The organism is Photorhabdus heterorhabditis, from assembly GCF_018448905.1.
GTDB lineage: Bacteria > Pseudomonadota > Gammaproteobacteria > Enterobacterales > Enterobacteriaceae > Photorhabdus > Photorhabdus heterorhabditis.
The window spans coordinates 27,741-50,609 of the sequence record NZ_RCWA01000012.1 but is presented as its reverse complement, the minus strand read 5'-3'; the positions used below and the strand labels follow the sequence as shown (position 1 = coordinate 50,609).

The window sequence follows — 22,869 nt, the reverse complement described above, 5'->3', positions numbered from 1 at the left end:
TTTAACCTTCAATACAAGCCAGATAATGCTTCACAAAACGGTCAGTGGTCACTTCCCACAACACTTCAGTTCCCTTCGCAGCAAACCAGGAATCCCCCGGATGATATTCGACGGTTTCACCGCTCTTCACATCAGTCAGTTTCACCGAGCCTTCCGAAACGGTTGCGTGCTCATCAAACGGATACACCATACTGAACTTGCCACGAGTACAGGCGAAAATACCACAGGTCAGGTTATCCGTTGGCTCACCAAATACCATTGCAACACTTGCCTGTGGATCGCCTTCCACCACGGTAGAACCCAAATTGCTTACGCTACCAATGTTCAATAGTTCAGGCAGTGGTTTGTTCAATAAAAGTGATTTAATCATGATGTTCTCGTTTCAAATAAAATAATTTATAAATTTCTCAATGAATAACATTGATATCAATAAGTTAACGGCGACCTTTCCAGTACCCTGACGTTTGATGCCAAATCTTGCCAGCAGATACCATGAAATGTCGCAATTTATCTTTGCCGAAAATATTCACATGAGGAATTGAACTCATCAGGTCATAACGCTCAGATCCTTCGGCCATCCCTTCGGCCAGTACCTTACAAACGATATGGCTCGGCGTTACCCCAAAACCGGAATACCCCTGAACATAGAACACATTATTGTACTGCGGCAAAGAGCCAATCTGTGGGAACAAGTTTGCGCTACAACACAACGGTCCTCCCCATGCCAGTTCAACCTTCACATCTTGCAGATAAGGGAAAGCTTTCAGCATCAAATGGCGGTTCCAGGCTTTCAAATCAGATGGGATATGTTCAATGTAAGGAGTTGCACTACCGAACAAGAGACGGTTTTCCTTCGTCACACGGAAATAATCAATCACCGGACGAATATCACTGTATGCACCGCGAATCGGACTGATTTTCTCAATCAAATCATCCGGCAATTTTTCCGTCATTAACTGGAAGGCATAAGTGTTAACCACCTTTTTATAAATATACGGTTCAAGGCCACTATTCATAAAGGCGTTACAAGCCCACAGCATTTTACTCGCACGAACCGATCCCATCGCGGTACGAACTGTTACTCTGGGACCATATTCAATATTCAGTACTTGACTGTTCTCAAAGATTTTTACACCAAAATCTGTCGCGGCTTTTGCCTCACCTAACAATAAGTTCAGGGAATGAACATGCCCAGCTCCCATATGCTTCAGCGCACAAGTATAAGCATCAGAGCCGATCACCTTTTTGACATCAGAGCCAGTGTAAAGCTCAATATCTTCATCAGGAGAAACCGCCTTAAAATCTTTCAGCCAACTACGTAACGTTTTTTCCTGCCTATTATTCATGCCAAGATAGCTATAACCACGGCAGAGATCAGCATCAATATTGTATTTATCAATACGATCACGAATAATGCCTGCACCCAGATTGCTGATCTTAAAGATCGTTTCCAACCCTCTATCACCAACATAGCGCTTGATCACTTCCAGATCGTGACCGATACCCGCCATAACCTGGCCACCATTACGACCTGTACTCCCATAACCAAGATAACGACTTTCCAAGATCGCAATATTAGTGATACCTTTTTCTGCCAGTTCCAGCGCAGTATTGATACCGGAAAATCCACCGCCAATAATGACGACATCTACATCTAGATCTTCTCTTAATGTCGGAAAGCGAAGATCATATTTTTTGGTCGCAGCGTAATAAGTTAATGAATCAACATCATTGTTCATATGACACCCCAATTAGCATCTGACATAATCACCGGATTATCTGTAGCGCGTAGCCATATCACCATGTCCCTTTAGGGACATTCGCAACACAGTATTAACATTTGTGACTTAGGCAAAATAACGGGAAGGTGACGTCATGAATAGGCTAAAAAGCTCTGCTTGTGATCTAATTTGCAGTTTTTGATAAATATTTTTCCGATGATTTTTCACAGTTCCCGTGCTGATAAAAAGTTTCTCAGCAATCTGTGGGGAACCTTTACCTTGCAATATTAATTCCACAACTTCACATTCTCTCGGCGTCAAGGCATAACGAATCTGAGTATCCAGACAAACCATTTCAGCAACAGGGGTTTGCAGCATCATTTCACCATGTAATCGCGCTACACTGCGGATAATTTCTAGCGCTGTTCGCAGGTTTTTCTGATGCTGTTTTTGTATTAAAAATAGCCGATCTTCATTACCAAAAAATAGGCCAAGTTGTCTTTGAGGAGAGAGCTTCAACAAAACGCCTGCTTCATCCTGCCAGCCAGTCTTACTATAAAAATTAAGATAGTAATCAGTATGATAGAATCCCACTGGCGCGAGTTCTCGCAGGGTAAACAGATCCGTTTCGGCACCATCTGTCAGGGCTTGATAGAAAGGATCTTGCAGATAAGCCCCCTGTTGATAAAGCTGGTTTACCACATCACTATTTTTCTTCTCAGCTTTAGTCAAGCAACGTGGAGGAACGCCTTGCTCGAAGGCATAGATAATAGCGTTATCAAAGGCAATAAATTGTTCCAGCCAGGTAAGTAAATTGGGATAAAATTTACTGGTTGCCACCGATTCAATCACTGCTGATAATCTATCCACATGAATATCCATTCCAGCCCTCGCAATTATTAAGAGATAAACAATATACCCAATAGGCTTCAAGATGCCTCGCGACGGCAAGGGAGCGAATCCCCGGGAGCATAGATAACTATGTCATAGAGAACTATGTGACCGGGTGAGTGCAGCCAACAAAGAGGCAACTTGAAAGATAACAGGTATAAATCCGAAGCAGATACTGTCCGCCTATTCCATAGCGAAACTATAAGAATCACACTCAAACTGGATATACAACTCAATTGTTGTTTATATGTTAATAAAATCACAATTATCAGACATTTTATTAAACATTTATGAGAGAGCTAACCCAAATTTAAGATTTCGTCACGGAATAGATGTTTTAACTGAATTATGCTGATTTTTCGTATGGTTTTCTCTGCAAGGAGCGAAAATGACCACTAAAAAGATTATTCTTGATTGCGATCCGGGACATGACGACGCCATTGCTATTTTACTGGCGCATGGCAATCCTGACATTGAACTATTAGCAATCACAACGGTTGTCGGTAATCAGACACTGGATAAAGTCACGCGTAATACACTGGCGATAGCCCACATTGCCGGTATTACTGGGGTCCCCATTGCCGCTGGCTGTCACCGCCCATTGGTACGCGACATTCAAACTGCACCGGATATTCACGGTGACTCCGGTCTAGATGGTCCAAAACTCCCGAAACATTCTCGGACTCTCGATCCTCGCCATGCGATAGATCTGATCATCGATACCATCATGTCCCATCCTCCAAAAACAGTGACACTGGTTCCTACCGGGGCCCTGACTAATATTGCCCTCGCTGTCCGCAAAGCACCGCAGATCGTCGAACGGGTAAAAGAAGTTGTATTAATGGGGGGCGGGTATCACACCGGTAACCGAAGTGCAGTTGCAGAATTCAACATCAAAATTGATCCAGAAGCAGCGCACATTGTTTTCAATGAGAAATGGCCTCTCACCATGGTTGGATTGGATCTGACACATCAAGCGCAGGCCACGCCAGAAGTTACAGAAGCAATTTCGCGTATTAATAACAAAACCTCTCGGTTTGTCATGGAAATGCTGGATTTTTACGGCAAGAACTATCAAAAAAGGCGTGGCTTTAATTCCCCTCCAGTACATGATCCTTGCGCTGTCGCCTATGTAATCGACCCTACAGTAATGACCACGCAGAAAGTGCCGGTCAATATTGAGCTGAATGGCACCTTGACCGTCGGTATGACAGTAGCGGATTTCCGTTATCCACCACCAGAAGATTGCCACACCCAAGTTGCAGTAAAACTTGATCATCAGAGATTCTGGCAACTGATCATAAATGCATTGAAAAACATTGACGATACCTGCGACTAAAGCGAAAAATTAAATCGTAATTAAGGCCGTTATTTATCCTAAACGGCTTTCAACGCTGCCCTAAGCCGCGGATATCGGCGTGCCAAACGCCAATGTAATCTAAACCCGCGAGCATTTTTCCAGATCATTGACCAAATACCGCGCTCAAACAATTCATGAACGATTTGCTGCTTTATAACAGAAGACTCTATCTCATTAATGGTATGCAAAATTCCCAGCCCTTCTTTAGCAATCTGCCAATGACACGCTGGCGCCAGCTTGACTTGCTGTGGATAACGCTGATTAATATTATTCAGCATCTCCAAGATTTTCATATAGTGATGTGCAGTTCTTACCTTAATACGATCATCTGCGGGAGTATGAGATACCGAAGAAGAATGAATCAGGTAGTCATAAAAAGATTCATCAATATATTGCACACGGTTTGCCGTCAATAATAGTTCTGTTGTCCATGGAATATCCTGATGATGTAACCCTGGCTCAAACTGATAATTATGCTTTGCCAGAAAAGCCCGTTTATAAATATTCAACCAAGTTACATGCAGGAATTTGCGTGAATTCAGTGCTTGTTGTAACCATTCTGGCCCACTCAGCACCGCAGTAGAAGAAAGACGATCAGAAGGAAAAATCTTTCGGGCTGGCCGACCATCATCATAAACGTAATGACCGTTGCAAGTGGCAATATCCAGATCATTGGTCTGGGCGATCCCCAACAATCGGTTATACATGCCCGGACAAATGACATCATCGATATCAGGGAAAGCCACATAATCCCCTCTAGCTTTCGCTAAACCGGTGTTGCGGGCGATAGAAACCCCTTGATTCTTTTGCGTGATAATTACTGCTTTTGGGAATTTTATGACATATTTCGCCAACATCTGGTGACTATTATCCGTTGAACCATCATCAACCAAAATTAATTCAAAATCAGTCAGCTTTTGTCGAGATAAATTAGCAAAAAACTGTGGTAAAAATCGCTCTCCATTATAAACGGATACGACAATGCTAAGTTTCAGTGACATAGACATAAAATCAATATATTCCTTTAACACAAAGGTGTTATTTTCTTATATTAAAATCACCCTGATATTTGCCAGGAAAATAATTCCCACATATAAATAACCCAATAACTATTTATTAACATCACCTTACGACGACTAAAATAGTAATAATTTATCATGGATTTTATTTTAAATAGTTATATTTAATCTGCACTATATAACCAAAGATACTGATTAATTTATCTTTTATATGCTACATCTATTTCAATTAATTATCAAACCAATGTAACTATTAATTATTTCTATCGTTCAATTTTATCGATAGCTATCATTTTCGTTATACCATAGCGTAAACCCACAGTACCGTTGTCATAAACATGACTGACAAAACTTCATGTCAATCAATACAATTGTGTGATTGTTTAACTTTGGTTTTATTCAAACGTGGATAATAGTACTCTAAATACAACTAGCCTGTACTGGTGACACATACTATTCTGCGTAGTACCGCCACGCTATTTATTTCGAGTGCATCATGTATTGGGTATCCACACAACAAAAAAGGAATCTAATCTTATGAAAAAACAGGGAAAAATAACTTGCCGAGTACTTACCTCTGCAAGTCTGCTGACACTGATAGCAGGTTGTAGTCATATGGAAAAAAACCTTATTACCGAAGAAAACAAGCCGGTACTCTCTACCAAACTGAATATCCATCAACCTACAGCACTCATTATTCCTGTCACTATCTCCGGGAAAAAATATCAATTCTGGTTAGATACTGGTGCCAGTTACACCATCATTGATAATAAGCTAGCCAAAACACTGACACAAATCACGCCAGAATCAAAAATACCGGTTACATTCCATCGTATGTTGTCCGATGGAATGATGACTACCAGCGGAACATTACACAAAGCTGACTTAACATTATGGCAACCCCTGGCTATTACTATCGGTAATTATACCGTGCCTGGCTCCGATCCCTGGATTGGTCTTGATATGAGTCTCTTCAGTCAGTCCATTGGTCAAAAGATAGATGGCATTCTTGGAATTGGTACTTTCCGTCAGTTAAGCTGGGAGATCAATAACCTGAATCATACTCTGACAGTATGGAGACATGCCCCTTCAGTACTAAATTATCAACAATGTGAACCTTACAGTGACAGTTACAATAGATCCCCTGCAATCCAAGTTTCCAATGTCATTTTTAATATAGATACCGGAGCCAGTCATAGCTATGCTTCTCAGGAATTTATTGAATATCTGAAAAAAGAGCATAAGGATAAGATTTCCGAAGGAATTAACGTAAAATATGCATCCGCCAGCGGGATTGATAGTAGTAAAGAGTACCTGATTGACGGCTTTTATTTACAACAACTGCCGGTGGGTCGTCTGCGAGTCAGTGAAAATAAACAGGATCTATATAGCCTCGGGCTGAATTTCTTCTCACGTTTTGATGACTATCTGTTTATTCCAAATAAAATGTTGCTCTGTTTTAACGCTAAAAATTTTACTCGTTATGATAATAAACTATTTCGAACTATTATGGTTCGCTATTTTAATAATAAAATAGAAGTCTTTTATAACGAACCAAAAGATATTGAGAAATTTGGCTTGAAAAATGGTGATATTGTGCTAGAGGTTAATGGTCAGAAAATCCTTCCTAAAGATATAACCTATGTTCGCAATCAGTTGTCAGAAACCCCTATGGGTAAACTGACAATAAAAATTGAACGTAATGGCGCACAGCAAATCATCAATATCTAATAACATTATTCAGAGGGAGAAACTCATTCTCCCTCCAGGATCATGACAAATTTTACCAATTTAACTTTAATCCTATTTTCTTTAATGCTTCATTCAATCCTTAATATCAATAAAACATTCAATTTTGTCATCTGGTAGGTTCTTATTTTGTTTATAAGCAAGATATGTTTTAGGTAAATTTTTTTCTTTCAGCTTCTGCCATATTTCCAGTGCCTGTTTTTTCCCTTTACCTTTATTTTCCGGATCAGCAATAAAATCGCTAATAAAATTATTCAAACGAGCAGAGGGGATCTGTGGAAGCCTCCCTTCCTGCTGTCTCAAAGAAGCCAAATGCTCGACTAAATCGCCATAGGTAATTTTATTATCATTAGCAATTTTCATCTTACGCCAATGATTTAACCAATACCATTGCCCTGATTTATCCGGTAATGGCCCATATCGACGGCCCACCTGTTCTAACAAGAAATTTTTCGTTTGTTTATCACTGACGTAATTAATTACCAAACTTTTCAGGGTGAGTAAATCCCGACCAGCACGATCCCTTTTGTTAGGAATAGCAATATACCCAATAGATTTCAAATTGCAGCGCGGCGGCGAGTGAACGCATCCCCAGGAGCATAGATAACTATGTGACTGGGGTAAGTGAACGCAGCCAACAAAGCAGCAACTTGAAGGATGAAGGGTATAGGCAAATCGCCAGAGTAACCAAACAGATGTGACCTAATATGCAGCTCAAGCTCATGCTTTTTTAAATTATCTGAGGCAATTCCCAAAGACTTAGCAAACTGTCGGAGTTCAACTACGTAAAAATAACCATTCTCGAACGCTTCCTCACTCATGCCTTTATGTAATTTACTCACAGTGACATTTCCTTAATCGTTCCAGCCAATCACGGTTAACCCATATTCTCGATCTCATTAAGGGTTAACACCGCTATTCGTTCTAACAACAAGATCATCATTTCCCATGCTTGAGCACAAAGCTGCTGTAATGCCAAACTCTCCTCATGAGAAATATGTTGATAAAGCTCACTACCTAATGCCGAATGACCGTGGTCTAAAGTAGAATGTGCTGCTATATATTCACCTGGATCACTAACCTGTGAGTTGGCTAGCAGATGGAACATATCCGCGCATTTCTCCAGAACTAAATGGACAATAATCAACTTCTCTAAATTATCTAACTGAAACATTTTCAATACGAACCAATTACCATAGGAATCAATCTGTGCATCCCAACCACGTTTAGGTGGTAATAATTCATCATGACCTAATTCATCCTTGAAATGTTCCAGGAATAAAGGATGATACCGACCGTCAACAACCATAGACTGACGCGCATACATAATATATTGGAAAATTTCTGACCATTGTCGTAACCAGCCCTTAAATATATTTAAATTACGCTCATCCTTCATTCGCCCATCCTTGAACATCTGGAAAAACAGTGTCTGTTCCGCTTTCACACAACACTGCTCATTAAAGTTTAATAATGCTTGCTGCGGTATTTCTGATGCAGAGAAATTAATATTAGCGTGCTTTTCACTAAATAGCCCGTCAGCGTCATATTGAATCGATAATGCATCCAACCCTTCCCCTTTATCACAGCGAAATCCATGTTGGTTACCTGCCGGGATACATATTACATCTCCTTTCTCTACTAAAGCGATCGTGTCGCCAATAAGCGTTGCTTTACCTGAAGTGATGATCACCATGCTGGCAACATTGTGCTGGTGTGGTTTATGCACCTCACCCGGAGCTAGCTCTGCGAAACTGATACTTAATGGCTGCTGATTTTTTACAAAATTCTGATATTGAGGAAGCTGAGCCAATGGCTGTACCGCCCCAATCATATGCTCCACACCATCTTTAAATACCGAGTTAATTATTGGAATAGTCGCACGCTTTATAATATTGATCATCTTTTTATCCTCAGAGAGTGATTTCATAGCTGGAACAACGGACTAGCAAAGAAGGCATAGGTTTGGATAACACCGTTTTTGCACCAGGCTCAATGAAAAACATCGGCCCGTGACGGTAAATAAATTGAATACTCGATTGCCAACGCTCAGGTTGAGTCAATTGTTGTACCAATTTCTCAGCAATATCAGCAGAACCATAGGGTTGTGCTGTTACATTTGAGATCACCGGAATGCGGAGTAGCAAACTTAACCCCCATCAAATAATCATGGAATATTTCCGTAATCCCCGCCATCAGTAGCATATAAAATAGGTCAGATACCACCAAAGAACACAATATCAGAAGGGTAATTTTTACTTCTATGTAATATTAATAACCGATTACTTGAACGACTTGCCTATGTTTCTCTAAAATCATCCAATACTTAATTTGTAATCACGATTAGAATTAGCTTAATTTCTATAATGACATTGCCACAGAAAACCTCAAAATAGAGGTATTGAAGCATTCGCTCAAAAGGGAGAATAAAAAATTCTTGAAAGATAATGAGTTTTAATTTTTTGATTCTGTACTGAAATCAAACAGATCTGTCAGCTCAATCTGCAAACCACTTGCAATAATGTTAATGATTTCAAGCGTCGGATTTCTGATCCCCCGCTCAATACCACTGATATACGTACGATCAATTCCACATTTATCGGCAAAAGCTTCCTGAGACATCCCAGATGATTGTCTAAGATGCCTAACTCTTTGTCCAAGAAGGGATTTTATAGCATTTGGCTTTTTCATCTAATAAGTATCGAATTATGTTACTTATCAGACCACGGACTATGAGTCACTTTTTACTGTAAGTTATGTTATTATATGTGACTTATAGTCTACTATGTAACGATTTATCTTTTCATATCAAAGTTATCCGTAACGTGGAGAAATAAGATGAAAAATCAGGACTGGCACCCAGCAGACATTATCGCCGCACTGAAAAAACAGGGAACATCGTTAGCAGCAGTTTCAAGAAAAGCAGGGTTAGCATCATCGACCCTTGCCAATACCCTGCAACGCCGTTGGCCTAAAGGTCAACAACTTATCGCTGACGCTTTAGATCGCGATCCTGCCGAGATATGGCCTTCGAGATACATAAGATAAGTGGCTATATATTATTGAAACAGCGCATCGCCAAGATGGGCTGTTTCAATTTTATGCGATTCGGCAAGAAAGTGATTACGTTAGCAGGAGAATCAAATCTTCTGGAGGGAGCTAAAATCGAACAAATCTTTCAGTTCGATTTGCAAGCCACTTGCAATCACATTGATAACTTCAAGCGTGGGATTCCTGACTCCACGTTCAATACCGCTGATATAAGTACGATCGAGCCCACATTTATCAGCAAAAGCTTCCTGAGACATACCAGATGCCACTCTGATATATCTAACTCTTTGTCCAAAAAGGGATTTTATAGTATTAGGCTTTTTCATTTGATAAGTATCGAACTATGTTACTTATCAAACCACGGACTATAAGTCACGTTTTCCTGTAAATCAGGTCACTAATTTGATTTATCGACAACAACATTAATAAATACTCATCCAGAAAGGGGGTTCTTCTGAAACGAGCCAATCTATCAAGGGGTTTCATCGCAATACCGGAACTCATCCACACGATATTGACGTTTCAGTTTTCCCCCTTGATGACTGTGGTTTAAAGCTGATTAAGATGCTTTGTTATTTTTATACTTTTTAATTTTTTTAAGCGCCATTTGCCTTTTCAGTGGTGACAAATAATCAATAAAGATTTTGCCATGCAGGTGATCAATTTCATGTTGCATCACAATAGCCAGGAAATCTTCACTTTCCACCGTTATTGCCTCACCATGCCGGTTTAACGCTTCAACTTTCACCTTTTCGAATCGCTCTACATCTGCATAATATCCTGGGACAGATAAACACCCTTCTTGTCCGATAACACTGCGTTCTTTTTCAACGATTTTGGGATTGACCAGAATCAAAGGTTCATCCCGCGTCGCTGAAATGTCAATGATCACAACCGCTTCTTTTCGTCCAACTTGTGGTGCGGCCAAACCGATCCCATTATCAGTGCTATACATGGTTTCAAGCATGTCATCAATAAGGCCCTGGATAGCCTCAACATTTACAACCTCGACACATTTTTGTCTCAGTCTTTCATTCGGAATAGTCAATATTTCTAATGTTGCCATGACAAATGATTCTCTCTATTCAGGCAGTTTGTCGTCGCTTTTTGTTGGTTTTGAACCACACTATAGCGCTACGGTCCAAACTGCTTTATTTTTAAATTTATACCCGTTATCTTTCAAGTTGCCTCTTTGTTGGCTGCACTCACTCACCCCGATCACAGAGTTATCTATGCTCCCGGGGATTCGCTCCCTTGCCGTCGCGATCCATCTTGAAATCCATTGGGTATATATAGTTAATTAGTTTTCCGTACCAAATTCAGCAGTCACTATACCTTCTGCGATATGTTTTCCATGATAGAAATTAATCGATATCATATCATCCAGTACACCTTTAAAACTGCTAAATAGCACTAACGGCATATTACTCGAATAAAAATCCTAGCTGTATTCTATTGTTAGCACTAATTTATCATCAAATAATGTCGCAGTGAAAACAGTATCGAAACGGCAATATGGACTGATAAGTTCAAGCGTCTTGCGATATTCCTCGTCTCTATTCCCCCGACGAAAAGAGAAAATATTCTGAATCAAAGGAGAATAATAATCATGTCTTGGTATCCCCAATTTCTGGATCAATGCCGAGATTGATACAACCACTCCATATCACAAAAATAACTATTTTTGAAGCTATTTTAATAATATCAACGTGGGGGCAATAAAAATCCATACATTGTGGGGGACAAAATGGGGGAAGAGTAGGTATTTTCCTTCTGTCGGTATAGTGCTATTTAATTCATTCATAATGTATGTTTAACACCATCCTATTTATTAATATCCAATAGAGTACTCACATTATTCTGTAATTAGAAAATCATCTTATCTTTATTTAAAGAAAAATAAAGTGGGTAATGAATGGGGGAGTTTTATTTAAATGGGGGAATAATAAAACAATAGTGTTTTTTTAACTTTAGCTATTTACAGATAGAGTCCATGAAAGGATATAAGCAGCTCGGACACCATTACGCTCTGTGTGGCTCATTTGTCTTTCAACTGCATCTTTTGACCATAGCCCTGATTCAACTAAAGCGCTACAAGCCATCGCTCTGAAACCATGCCCACAAACTTCCGTTTTAGTGTCATAACCTATCGTCCTTAAAGCAGCATTTATTGTGTTCTCACTCATTGGCTTATTTGGATTATGATCGCCCGGAAAGATTAACTCATTATCTCCAGATAATTTTTTTATCTGTTTCAGTAATTCAAGAGCTTGGTGGGATAAAGGTACAAGATGTACCGTTCGCATCTTCGAACCTCTATGAGAATGTTTAACACCATCAATAGGCTCTCTTTCTGCTGGAATTGTCCACAGTGCTTTATCCAGATCAACTTCTCTCCAGCGTGCAAAGCGGAGTTCACTGGAACGAATAAATATATATAGAGTCAGTCGGACAGCTAAAATAGTTAAGTAGCGTCCTTTATAGTGCTCAAGACGAGTCAGAAAATCGGGTAATCTTTCAAGAGGAAGAGCAGGACGATGAGTTGATTTACGTGTCGCCAACGCACCTTTGAGATCTTGAGCAGGGTTGCGAGCGATCAAGCCATTTTGTACCGCATAGCGCATAATAGCAGTAATCCTTTGTTGTTGTCTGGAAGCGAGTTCCAATCGACCACTGCTTTCTATCTCTTTGAGAGGTGCCAACAGATCTTTGGCTTCTAAAGTTGCAATACTTTTATTCCCAATCGCAGGGAAAACATTACGTCGGAGATCCCCTAATACTCGTTCTGAATGCGTTGTTGACCAACGCTTATTACTACTGTGCCAATCTCTAGCCACTTTTTCAAAAGTTAAGGTTTCGGCAATCGCTTCTTGTTTTTCTACTTCTCTTTTTTTACTGGGATTGATGCCATTGCGGATCATTATCTTAATACTATCGCGTTGCTCTCTAGCTTTCCCCAGTGTTACTTGAGGATATGCACCTAAAGCAATCCGGCTTTCTTTACCCATAAACCGATATTTCAGATACCAGCGTTTTGAGCCACTGGGTTTAATAAGCAGATACAAACCTTGTACATCAGTAAGTTTATATTCTTTTTCACGGGGCTTTGCCGCACGAGCTTCCATGTCTGTTAAAGGCATAATTTGGGGGTCAACTCATTATCGAAAAGAACTGCCCCCCAATTTGACCCCCAAATATCATGGATGTCAACGGATACAAATGGACGATTATAGACTCAAAAACTAAGTAATTTGTTGTTTTTCAGGTAGTTACGTAAGTTTATGGACGTCTTTGGAAGGTCAAATGGTGCCGAAGGCCGGACTCGAACCGGCACACCCGAAGGCGGTTGATTTTGAATCAACTGCGTCTACCGATTTCGCCACTTCGGCACTGAAGTAGTATGCGGATAACGGAGGCCATTATACTTGTCAGCGATCTGTTAGCAACTGTTATCCTTCTGATTTCGTTTAAATGTCGAAAAAAAGAGCGTATTGCATATGTTCAATGCAAAACTGCGCTTGATTTATAAGCACAAAGCCCCTCGCGAACACATAAACACGCTCAATAACATTTTTTCTAGCCAAAATAAATTCCCGACTAAGCACTAAAGCAACGATAAATACCCAAAAATAATTTTACAACCATAACAGGCTGAAACATCTGACGCAGATAGACAACCTATAATCACCTTATATAATCTCAGGATGATAATTCACTGCGAGGTAAATGATTATGACGATTATTAGCTGGATTGGTGCCGGTATTTTTTTAGGCATTGTCATTGGTGCGTTGATGGCATTGTTTAAAAAGAATAAGTAGCAGTTTTTGGTCTTTCTATCCTGTTCCTGTATTCACTGGAAGTATGTTTGATTGGTTAATTCAAAATGAATAAACTGCTTTTTAAGATCTTCCCTGTTTCTGCCATGGTGCTGGCTCTCGCGGCCTGCTCTTCTTCCGATAAAATATATTCGATAAAGTTTCTGCAACCAAAGAAACAGCCGCTAAAATGGGAAGTGTTTGAAGGCAATTCGAGAACTGAAAAGCTAGCTTCACAATTGGTCGATCAGTATGCACGGGATATTTTCAACGGTAGCAATGCGCAAGGTATGGCAATGGTGGTAGTTGATAATAATCAGGTGGTTTACCGTAGCTTCGGGGAAACCCGTCCGGGAAGTGGTATCCGCCCTAAGCCTGATTCCGTTATCCGTATCGCCTCACTGACTAAGCTGATGACCAGTGAGATTATGATCAAACTGGAAGAGGATAAGGTTTTACGCTCCACCGATCCATTACAAGACTATAGTTATTACGGTGTGAAAGTGCCTCAATATAGTTCCCTTCAACCTATCCGGTTGTTCCACCTAGCAAGCCATACCAGTGGGTTACCTCGTGAACAACCGGGAGGGAAATGGGGACGTCCTGTTTTTGTCTGGCCTACACAAGCCAACCGCTGGACCTGGTTGCAAACAGCCCAATTAGATATACCTCCAGGCACAACAGCTTCTTATTCCAATCTGGCTTACGATTTATTGGCAGATGCACTCTCTAAAGCCGCAGGTAAGCCATATACCCGCTTGTTATACGATAAGATCACCGGCCCTTATTTTATGAAAGACACGACACTGACACCAAGCCGTTCTCAGTGTGCCCGTTTGATGGAAAGTTATAAGCCTAGTCCATGTGTCAATACTGTTGCAGCAGCCGGTAGTGGTGGCGTTTATTCAACACCAAAAGATATGCAACGCTGGATGCAGCAGTTTCTATCATCAAACAGTCAGTTACGTAAACAGACCGCCAGCCGCGAACAAGGTGTTTATTTTAAGCGTTCCGATCTGGCTGCAATCAAAGGAATGGATGTTGCCGGTCAAGCGGATGGTCTTGGTCTTGGTTGGGTTTATATGAGTACCCGTGGTGATACTCCAAATATTTATCAGAAAACCGGTGGAGGCGGTGGATTCAATACGTATATAGCAATGATCCCCGAACAAAATATCGGAGTATTTGTCGTGATTACCCGCAAACAACACAGTAAGTTTAGCAGCGTCACAACAGGAGTTAATCAACTAGTCGCTGCATTGTCGAGGAATCATAATCAAGCTTGATGTTGACGTTTTATAAATTAGAGATACCAGGGATGGAGTTTCGTGTTCATAAAACCCATCCCACAGTTCCTCCAAATCGGGTCCCATTACTGGACCATGATTGCTAAAAGCTACTGTCTCTTAAGGAGTAAATAAACACTTAGAGCAAGGAACAATAGGCTTGGTAACAATGCGGCCAGAACTGCTGGCATACTGTAAACCAAGCTCAATGGGCCAAAGATCTCATTGAGTAAGTAAAATAAGAAGCCGAAAGTGATACCTGTTATTATCCTAACTCCCATCGGTACGGTACGCAGAGGCCCGAAGATGAAAGAGAGAGCCATCAACATCATTACCGCAACTGAAAGTGGTGCAAAGATCTTTTTCCACATATTCAGTTGATAACGTCCTGATTCCTGCTCACTTTGTTTAAGATAACTGATGTATTGATACAAGCCACTGATAGAAAGTGCTTCAGGATCAAGAGCAACAACACTCAATTGCTCTGGCGTCAAGCGGGTTTTCCAGTCAGCAGAAATGTGCTGCGACCCAGTGATTTTTTTACTGTCTGTCAGATCAGATTCTTCCACCTGAGAAAGCTTCCACAGATCGTTCTCCTCATCATAAACAGCACTGTCTGCATATTTCACAGAGAGTAGTTTTTTATCATCATTAAAATGATAGATATTAACGCCTTTAATCTCTGTGTCGCTCATTACCCGCTGGATGTAGATAAAATCGGCCCCATCTTTCGCCCACATACCTTTGGTTGTTGAAACCAGAGAGCCACCAAACATTTTCTGAGCCCGGTAATTACGTGCCATCTGTTCACCTTGTGGCGCTACCCATTCACCGATAATCATCGTCAAGATCACCAACGGAATAGCCGTTTTCATGACTGAGCCAGCAACTTGCATACGGGTAAAACCAGAAGCCTGCATAACCACCAACTCACTACGAGTTGCCAATGTGCCAAGTCCCAATAATGCACCAAGTAAAGCCGCCATCGGGAAGAATATCTGAATATCTTTCGGCACACTTAGCAAAGCATAAAGGCCAGCGGAAATAGTGGTGTATTCCCCTTGCCCCACTTTTCTCAACTGATCAACAAACTTAATAATGCCGGAGAGTGATACCAGCATAAACAATGTCATCAGAATAGTCTGAAGAATAGTCCGCCCGATATAACGATCTAATACACCAAACATCAGGCTACTCCTCTTCCTTTGAGACGGGACCAAATCCTGCGCATCGGCACGGTGTCCCAGATATTGAGAACCAACGCCAGCATCAGATAAGCGCCATTAACTACCCACATCCAGATCAACGGGTCCAACTTACCTTTACTCCCGTTAGAGCGCAGGGAACTTTGCAGTAAGAAGAAAATCAGATAAAGCAGCATCGCAGGTAACATACTTAGCACCCGCCCTTGACGTGGATTTACTACACTTAACGGTACAACCATCATGGCCATAATCAGTACCGAAAGTACCAGAGTCAGACGCCAATGGAACTCAGCGCGAGAGTCCTTATCATTATCCCGCCATAACTGAGTAATGGATTTTTGTTCAACTTTATCGCCATCTACGGCTGAAACCTGATGCCCAACAACCGCCTGATAATTATTGAACTCAGTGATCCTGAAATCACGCAGCATTGCAGTGCCTTCGTAACGCATACCATGATTAAGGATAACCTCCTGCCTACCATCAGGCCGCTCCACCATATGGCCACCATCAGAGATAACAACTGAAGGGCGCTGGTTATCCACCGGACGAAGCTGGGCCAGGAATACGTTTTTAAACTTATCACCGTGTACGCTACCAATATAGAGCACCAAGTTACCGTTATCAGAAGGTTTGAATTTCCCTTCTATTATCGCCGCCAGACTTGGATTAGCCTTCGCGTCAGCCAATACCTGCTCCTGGTATTTTGAGGACCAAGGAATCATCCAAATAACATTCACTGCGGCCAACGCGGAAGTCAACAACGCCAGAATAAGCGCCGAAACCACCAACACACGCTTACCCAAACCACACGCATGCATAACAGTAATTTCACTTTCAGTATAAAGCTTGCTGAAAGTCATCAACACCCCAAGAAAAAGACTCAAGGGTAAAATAAGCTGCGCCATTTCAGGCACACCTAATCCTAATAAGGATATAACTAAATTTGCTGGGATGTTCCCTTCCACTGCTGCTCCCAAAATCTCTACTAATCTTTGGCAAAAAAAGATCAATAAGAGGACAAAGAGTATCGCAACTTGGCTTTTCAGGGTTTCCCGTATCAGATATCTAATGATGATCACGCTTATTACGCCTGTGAAAACTTGTCTTTTTGCAGGAAAATCGCTAACTTCATTGTATATATACCATTTATTATGTGCATCAGTTTGGCTTCCTCACTGCTAAAATGATATCGAAGCATTCCATAATTTAGGTTCCCAGTCAGAATATACTTATAGTTAGCTAAACATTAAGAAATAGTACGTTTAGCTTAACATAAATAGTTAACTTTCTATGGGGTAGATTAATACGGAACGTTATATTCTAGCGATAGCATCCGTCTTTGTCTTTAAGATTCAGGAGAACGCATGGAGTTTAGTGTAAAAAGCGGTAGCCCGGAAAAACAACGCAGTGCGTGTATCATTGTTGGCGTTTTCGAACCTCGCCGTTTATCCCCTATTGCCGAACAGCTCGATAAAATAAGTGATGGTTATATCAGCGCCTTGTTGCGCCGTGGTGAATTGGAAGGCAAAGTTGGTCAATCACTGCTGTTGCATCATGTTCCCAATGTGTTATCTGAACGTATTCTGCTCATAGGCTGCGGCAAAGAGCGCGAGCTGAATGAACGTCAGTATAAACAAATTATCCAAAAAACTATCAATACCCTTAATGAAACTGGTTCAATGGAAGCAGTCTGTTTTTTAACAGAATTACATGTTAAAGGCCGTAATAATTACTGGAAAGTACGCCAAGCGGTAGAAACAGCAAAAGAGTCTCTTTATGTTTTCGACCAGCTTAAAAGCAATAAAAATGAGCTACGCCGCCCACTGCGTAAAATGGTGTTTAATGTTCCAACCCGTCGGGAACTGACCAGCGGTGAACGGGCAATCCAACACGGTCTTGCCATTGCTATCGGTATCAAAGCAGCTAAAGATCTTGGCAATATGCCACCAAACATCTGTAACGCAGCTTATCTAGCTTCCCAAGCCCGTCAGCTCGCAGACTCTGCTAATAGCCACATTACAACAAAAGTAATTGGTGAAGAGCAGATGAAAGAGTTGGGAATGAGCGCTTATCTGGCGGTTGGTCAGGGTTCTCAGAATGAATCCCTGATGTCAGTCATGGAATATAAAGGCAGCCTTGATAAAAATGCTAAACCGATCATCTTGGTTGGCAAGGGCCTGACTTTTGATTCTGGTGGTATTTCAATCAAATCTGCTGGTGGGATGGATGAGATGAAATACGATATGTGTGGCGCAGCAACCGTTTATGGCGTGATGCGTGTGGTTGCTGAGCTACAATTACCACTCAATGTCATCGGTGTCATGGCTGGCTGTGAGAATATGCCAGGAGGTCGTGCTTACCGGCCTGGGGATATTTTAACCACCCTATCTGGTCAAACGGTCGAAGTGCTCAATACTGATGCAGAAGGTCGTCTGGTTCTGTGTGATGCGTTAACTTACGTTGAACGTTTTGATCCAGAATTGGTCATTGATGTCGCCACATTGACCGGTGCTTGCGTAACAGCTCTTGGTAATCATTACAGTGGGTTACTATCTAACCATAACCCACTGGCCCATGAGCTACTAAATGCTTCTGAACAATCCGGTGATCGCGCATGGCGTCTGCCAATGGCCGACGAATTTTTCGAGCAAATCGATTCTAATTTTGCCGATCTGGCGAATACCGGTGGTAGTGCGGGTGGTGCTATTACTGCTGCCTGCTTCCTGTCCCGCTTCGCAACAAAATATCATTGGGCACATCTGGATATCGCTGGTACTGCATGGCGTTCAGGTAAAGCGAAAGGCGCAACAGGCCGTCCGGTTGCACTATTGTCGCAATTCCTGTTAAATCGTGCAGGAAGTGCCGGTATCAATAACGACGATTGATTTATACCTCGCTAATTAAAGGGCATTAACAATGCCCTTTCCCCGTAAGAGACATTATGAAAAGCGCCACGTTTTATTTACTGGAACAACCATCACTCCAGGCAGATTTACAAGCTCACGAATGGCTAGCATGTCAATTTGCGGCTGACCAATGGCGAGCCGGAAAACGTGTGCTAATTGCTTGTGAAGATCAGCAACAGGCAGAAAAGTTAGATGAAGCCCTATGGCAACGGGAACCCCATCAGTTCGTCCCGCATAATCTTGCCGGTGAAGGGCCGAGATATGGTGCACCAGTTGAGTTATGTTGGCCTCAGAAACGGGGAAATTCTCCCCGTGATATATTGATAAATCTGCTGCCGCAATTCGCAGACTTTGCCACTGCTTTCCATGAAGTGATAGACTTCGTTCCTATAGACGAGAATTTGAAACAGTTGGCGCGTGAACGATATAAATTATATCGCAGCGTCGGCTTTAATTTGACCATGGCAACGCCGCCAACATACTAAGTATCAAGATAAAATGGAAAAAACACCCGCTAGCCAAACGCAATCCGAGCCATCTCTCGATAAAACTTACAATCCTAAAGAAATTGAGCAACCTCTTTACACCCATTGGGAGAAAAGTGGTTATTTCAAGCCTAACGGCGACACCAGCCGTGAGAGCTTTTGTATTGTTATTCCGCCGCCAAATGTAACCGGTAGCCTGCATATGGGCCATGCATTCCAGCAAACCATTATGGACACCATGATCCGTTATCAGCGGATGCAAGGTAAGAATACTTTGTGGCAGTCCGGTACTGACCATGCAGGTATTGCTACTCAAATGGTGGTTGAGCGTAAGATTGCGGCAGAAGAAGGCAAAACACGTCACGATTATGGCCGCAACGCTTTTATCGATAAAATCTGGCAATGGAAAGCAGAATCCGGCGGTACGATTACCAATCAGATGCGTCGTCTGGGTAACTCCGTTGACTGGGAACGTGAGCGTTTTACCATGGATGAAGGTCTATCCAACGCTGTAAAAGAAGCTTTTGTCCGTTTGTATCAAGAAAACCTGATTTACCGTGGCAAACGTCTGGTTAACTGGGACCCGAAATTACACACTGCTATTTCTGATCTGGAAGTCGAGAACCGTGAAGTAAAAGGTTCTATGTGGCACTTGCGTTATCCACTGGCTGACGGCGCAAAAACCACAGAAGGTAAAGATTATCTAATCGTTGCAACTACCCGGCCTGAAACCATGTTAGGCGATACCGGTGTAGCAGTTAACCCAGAAGATCCGCGCTATAAGGATTTAATCGGCAAAGAGATCATTCTGCCACTGGTTAATCGCCGTATTCCCATTATCAGTGATGAACACGCAGATATGGAAAAAGGCACCGGTTGCGTGAAAATCACGCCTGCTCATGACTTCAACGACTATGAAGTGGGTAAACGTCATGCCCTGCCGATGATCAATATCATGACAATTGATGGCAATATCCGTAATGAAGCAGAAGTTTTCGATACCAATGGCGAAGTTTCTGATATTTACAGTTCTGATATTCCAGCTGAATACCGGGGTATGGAGCGTTTTGCTGCCCGTAAAACAATGGTTGCTGAATTTGAAAAATTGGGTCTGCTGGTTGAAATCAAAGCTCATGATCTGACTGTTCCTTACGGCGATCGGGGCGGCGTAGTTATCGAGCCAATGCTGACTGATCAGTGGTATGTCCGTACTGCACCTCTGGCAAAAGTGGCGATCGAAGCCGTTGAGAATGGCGATATCCAGTTTGTACCTAAGCAGTATGAGAATATGTACTACTCCTGGATGCGCGATATCCAAGATTGGTGTATCTCCCGTCAATTATGGTGGGGTCACCGCATCCCGGCGTGGTATGACGCGGAAGGTAATGTCTATGTAGGTCGCAGCGAAGAAGAAGTTCGCCGTGAAAATAATCTGAGCGCAGATATCATCCTCAACCAAGATGAAGATGTACTGGATACTTGGTTCTCTTCCGGTTTGTGGACTTTCTCTACCCTTGGCTGGCCAGAACAAACCGAAGCACTAAAAACCTTCCATCCAACGGATGTGTTGGTGAGCGGCTTTGACATTATCTTTTTCTGGATTGCGCGCATGATCATGATGACCATGCATTTCATCAAAGATGAAAATGGCAAGCCTCAGGTTCCATTTAAGACTGTCTACATGACCGGACTTATCCGGGATGAAGAAGGTCAGAAGATGTCCAAATCTAAAGGGAATGTCATTGATCCACTGGATATGGTTGACGGTATTGCCTTGGAAGATCTGCTGGAAAAACGCACTGGCAATATGATGCAACCACAGCTGGCGGAAAAAATCCGCAAGCGCACAGAAAAACAATTCCCGGCAGGTATTGAAGCGCACGGTACAGATGCCCTGCGCTTTACACTGGCAGCACTGGCCTCGACTGGTCGTGATATCAACTGGGATATGAAACGTCTGCAAGGCTACCGTAACTTCTGTAACAAACTATGGAACGCCAGCCGTTTTGTACTGATGAATACAGAAGGCCAGGACTGTGGACAAAATGGTGGCGAAATGGTGCTGTCATTAGCTGATCGCTGGATTCTGGCTGAATTTAACCAGACAGTGAAAGCTTATCGTGAAGCACTGGATACATATCGTTTCGATATGGCTGCCAATATTCTTTATGAGTTCACCTGGAACCAATTCTGTGACTGGTATCTGGAGCTGTCTAAACCGGCGATCAACAAAGGTTCAGAAGCAGAAATTCGTGGTGCTCGTCACACTCTGATTGAAGTTCTGGAAGGATTATTGCGTCTGGCCCATCCTATTATTCCATTTATCACCGAAACCATCTGGCAGAGGGTGAAAGTAGTTAAAGGGATTGAAGCCGATACCATTATGTTACAACCGTTCCCAGAATTTGATCAGGAAAAAGTTGATGAACTGGCGCTGAACGATCTGGAATGGATTAAAGGAGCGATTATTGCAGTACGTAATATCCGTGCTGAAATGAATATTGCGCCTGGCAAACCACTGGAAGTTCTGTTGCGTAATGCTGACGCTGACGCACAACGCCGTGTAGCAGAAAATCTGAATTTTATTCAAGCAATGGGCCGCCTCTCTTCGGTTACTCTTCTGTCTGTGGGTGAAGAAGCGCCGGTTTCTGTGACCAAGTTAATTGATGGCGCAGAAGTGTTAATCCCAATGGCTGGCTTAGTCGATAAAGAAGCCGAGCTGAACCGTTTGGATAAAGAGATTGAAAAGCTGGATAAAGAGATCGGCAGCATCGAAGGTAAACTATCGAATGAAGGCTTCGTCAGCCGTGCACCTGAAACCGTTGTAGCCAAAGAACGTGAGCGTCTGGCAAACTGCAATACATCAAAAGAGAAGTTACTGGCTCAAAAAGAAACTATTGTCGCGTTGTAATATTCTCAAAAATTAAATTTCCACCCAGGCCACTACAATTCATTGTCAGTGGCTTTTTAATTTAAAAACTGAACGATAAAATTTATAAGAAAGCATACATTCACCCCATTCTGTATAAACACATAAAACATATTGAAAACAAAAACCTATTTTCTTTAAAAACATATCTAATAAATATTTATTTTATTAATCCCTCATATTTACATATCTAAAATCACAATATGATATAATTTTATTTTATATATAAATCATTATATTTCGCATATTATGTTGAGAATACAATCATACAAATATATTATTGCAAATAAAAAGTTAAACTCTATATTAATCTTAATAATCTATACCCAATGGATTTCAAGATGCATCACGACGGCAAGGGAGCGAATCCCTGGGAGCATAGATAACTAGGTGACCGGGGTGAGTGAGTGCAGCCAACAAAGAGGCAACCTGAAAGATAACGGGTATA

The 22,869-nt window shown here is 41.7% G+C and carries 22 protein-coding genes and 1 tRNA gene; 7 read left to right on the top strand and 16 right to left on the bottom strand.

The window, feature by feature from the left end:
- Nucleotide 1: 1 nt before the first annotated feature.
- From EAE89_RS09810 to EAE89_RS09800, 3 genes are all read right to left on the bottom strand, one after another.
- The gene (locus EAE89_RS09810) at nucleotides 2-370 is read right to left on the bottom strand and encodes a cupin domain-containing protein (protein ID WP_149616700.1); all 369 of its coding nucleotides are present in this window, start codon (nucleotides 368-370) and stop codon (nucleotides 2-4) included.
- 64 nt (nucleotides 371-434) lie between these two features.
- Entirely contained in the window at nucleotides 435-1,739 is a 1,305-nt protein-coding gene (locus EAE89_RS09805) for an NAD(P)/FAD-dependent oxidoreductase (protein WP_054478859.1), read from the bottom strand.
- Between the two features lie 108 nt (nucleotides 1,740-1,847).
- A complete protein-coding gene (locus EAE89_RS09800) occupies nucleotides 1,848-2,603 on the bottom strand; it encodes a response regulator transcription factor (RefSeq protein ID WP_054478857.1) in 756 nt (251 codons plus the stop codon).
- Between the two features lie 397 nt (nucleotides 2,604-3,000).
- Between EAE89_RS09800 and uriH the strand changes: the two genes are divergently transcribed.
- Nucleotides 3,001-3,951 (top strand): uridine-preferring nucleoside hydrolase UriH, encoded by a 951-nt coding sequence (uriH, locus tag EAE89_RS09795; protein WP_054478854.1) that lies wholly within the window; start codon nucleotides 3,001-3,003, stop codon nucleotides 3,949-3,951.
- Between the two features lie 38 nt (nucleotides 3,952-3,989).
- Here the strand turns inward: uriH and EAE89_RS09790 are convergent, their stop codons facing one another.
- Complete coding sequence (locus EAE89_RS09790; protein WP_214085730.1) at nucleotides 3,990-4,979, bottom strand: glycosyltransferase; 990 nt, start codon at nucleotides 4,977-4,979, stop codon at nucleotides 3,990-3,992.
- A 549-nt stretch (nucleotides 4,980-5,528) separates the two neighbouring features.
- On the opposite strand from EAE89_RS09790, the gene EAE89_RS09785 reads away from it, so the two are divergent.
- The gene (locus EAE89_RS09785; RefSeq protein WP_054478849.1) at nucleotides 5,529-6,722 is read left to right on the top strand and encodes an aspartyl protease family protein; all 1,194 of its coding nucleotides are present in this window, start codon (nucleotides 5,529-5,531) and stop codon (nucleotides 6,720-6,722) included.
- 93 nt (nucleotides 6,723-6,815) lie between these two features.
- On the opposite strand, the gene EAE89_RS09780 is transcribed toward EAE89_RS09785, so the two are convergent.
- The 5 genes from EAE89_RS09780 to EAE89_RS09760 form a co-directional block, all read right to left on the bottom strand.
- Complete coding sequence (locus EAE89_RS09780) at nucleotides 6,816-7,301, bottom strand: hypothetical protein (protein WP_244866331.1); 486 nt, start codon at nucleotides 7,299-7,301, stop codon at nucleotides 6,816-6,818.
- Nucleotides 7,298-7,582 carry a hypothetical protein gene (locus EAE89_RS09775; protein WP_214085747.1) on the bottom strand — a complete coding sequence of 95 codons (285 nt, stop codon included), beginning with the start codon at nucleotides 7,580-7,582 and terminating at the stop codon, nucleotides 7,298-7,300. The genes EAE89_RS09780 and EAE89_RS09775 overlap by 4 nt, the downstream gene beginning before the upstream one ends.
- Before the next feature lie 35 nt (nucleotides 7,583-7,617).
- Nucleotides 7,618-8,643, bottom strand: coding sequence for a cupin domain-containing protein (locus tag EAE89_RS09770; protein WP_054478844.1), 1,026 nt, complete (start codon nucleotides 8,641-8,643; stop codon nucleotides 7,618-7,620).
- Nucleotides 8,644-8,653: 10 nt separating this feature from the next.
- The gene (locus tag EAE89_RS09765; RefSeq protein ID WP_054478843.1) at nucleotides 8,654-8,887 is read right to left on the bottom strand and encodes a hypothetical protein; all 234 of its coding nucleotides are present in this window, start codon (nucleotides 8,885-8,887) and stop codon (nucleotides 8,654-8,656) included.
- Between the two features lie 307 nt (nucleotides 8,888-9,194).
- On the bottom strand, nucleotides 9,195-9,431 hold the full coding sequence (locus EAE89_RS09760; RefSeq protein WP_072161872.1) for a helix-turn-helix domain-containing protein: 237 nt from the start codon (nucleotides 9,429-9,431) through the stop codon (nucleotides 9,195-9,197).
- A gap of 147 nt (nucleotides 9,432-9,578) precedes the next feature.
- Here EAE89_RS09760 and xreR2 point away from each other — a divergent pair, with 147 nt between their 5' ends.
- Nucleotides 9,579-9,788 carry a cell morphology transcriptional regulator XreR2 gene (xreR2, locus tag EAE89_RS09755; RefSeq protein ID WP_054478839.1) on the top strand — a complete coding sequence of 70 codons (210 nt, stop codon included), beginning with the start codon at nucleotides 9,579-9,581 and terminating at the stop codon, nucleotides 9,786-9,788.
- Nucleotides 9,789-9,880: 92 nt separating this feature from the next.
- On the opposite strand, the gene xreR1 is transcribed toward xreR2, so the two are convergent.
- From xreR1 to EAE89_RS09730, 5 genes are all read right to left on the bottom strand, one after another.
- Nucleotides 9,881-10,117: a cell morphology transcriptional regulator XreR1 gene (gene xreR1, locus EAE89_RS09750; RefSeq protein WP_072161871.1), complete on the bottom strand. Its 237-nt coding sequence runs from the start codon at nucleotides 10,115-10,117 to the stop codon at nucleotides 9,881-9,883.
- Between the two features lie 233 nt (nucleotides 10,118-10,350).
- Entirely contained in the window at nucleotides 10,351-10,857 is a 507-nt protein-coding gene (gene def, locus EAE89_RS09745) for a peptide deformylase (protein WP_054478836.1), read from the bottom strand.
- 375 nt (nucleotides 10,858-11,232) lie between these two features.
- Nucleotides 11,233-11,451: a hypothetical protein gene (locus tag EAE89_RS09740; protein WP_214085729.1), complete on the bottom strand. Its 219-nt coding sequence runs from the start codon at nucleotides 11,449-11,451 to the stop codon at nucleotides 11,233-11,235.
- A gap of 310 nt (nucleotides 11,452-11,761) precedes the next feature.
- Entirely contained in the window at nucleotides 11,762-12,931 is a 1,170-nt protein-coding gene (locus EAE89_RS09735) for a tyrosine-type recombinase/integrase (RefSeq protein ID WP_214085728.1), read from the bottom strand.
- Nucleotides 12,932-13,095: 164 nt separating this feature from the next.
- Nucleotides 13,096-13,180, bottom strand: a tRNA-Leu gene (locus EAE89_RS09730).
- Nucleotides 13,181-13,675: 495 nt separating this feature from the next.
- On the opposite strand from EAE89_RS09730, the gene ampH reads away from it, so the two are divergent.
- On the top strand, nucleotides 13,676-14,893 hold the full coding sequence (ampH, locus tag EAE89_RS09725; protein WP_214085727.1) for a D-alanyl-D-alanine-carboxypeptidase/endopeptidase AmpH: 1,218 nt from the start codon (nucleotides 13,676-13,678) through the stop codon (nucleotides 14,891-14,893).
- A 110-nt stretch (nucleotides 14,894-15,003) separates the two neighbouring features.
- Here ampH and lptG read toward each other — a convergent pair whose 3' ends face one another.
- Together lptG and lptF are read right to left on the bottom strand one after the other, a co-directional pair.
- The gene (gene lptG, locus EAE89_RS09720; RefSeq protein WP_054478830.1) at nucleotides 15,004-16,080 is read right to left on the bottom strand and encodes an LPS export ABC transporter permease LptG; all 1,077 of its coding nucleotides are present in this window, start codon (nucleotides 16,078-16,080) and stop codon (nucleotides 15,004-15,006) included.
- Nucleotides 16,080-17,180: an LPS export ABC transporter permease LptF gene (gene lptF, locus EAE89_RS09715; RefSeq protein WP_054478829.1), complete on the bottom strand. Its 1,101-nt coding sequence runs from the start codon at nucleotides 17,178-17,180 to the stop codon at nucleotides 16,080-16,082. The genes lptG and lptF overlap by 1 nt, the downstream gene beginning before the upstream one ends.
- Nucleotides 17,181-17,465: 285 nt before the next feature.
- Between lptF and pepA the strand changes: the two genes are divergently transcribed.
- The 3 genes from pepA to EAE89_RS09700 are packed head-to-tail and all read left to right on the top strand — an operon-like array spanning nucleotide 17,466 to nucleotide 22,403.
- Entirely contained in the window at nucleotides 17,466-18,986 is a 1,521-nt protein-coding gene (gene pepA, locus EAE89_RS09710; protein WP_214085726.1) for a leucyl aminopeptidase, read from the top strand.
- Nucleotides 18,987-19,042: 56 nt separating this feature from the next.
- Complete coding sequence (locus tag EAE89_RS09705) at nucleotides 19,043-19,492, top strand: DNA polymerase III subunit chi (RefSeq protein WP_054478824.1); 450 nt, start codon at nucleotides 19,043-19,045, stop codon at nucleotides 19,490-19,492.
- A gap of 13 nt (nucleotides 19,493-19,505) precedes the next feature.
- The gene (locus EAE89_RS09700) at nucleotides 19,506-22,403 is read left to right on the top strand and encodes a valine--tRNA ligase (protein ID WP_054478822.1); all 2,898 of its coding nucleotides are present in this window, start codon (nucleotides 19,506-19,508) and stop codon (nucleotides 22,401-22,403) included.
- Nucleotides 22,404-22,869: the final 466 nt, after the last annotated feature.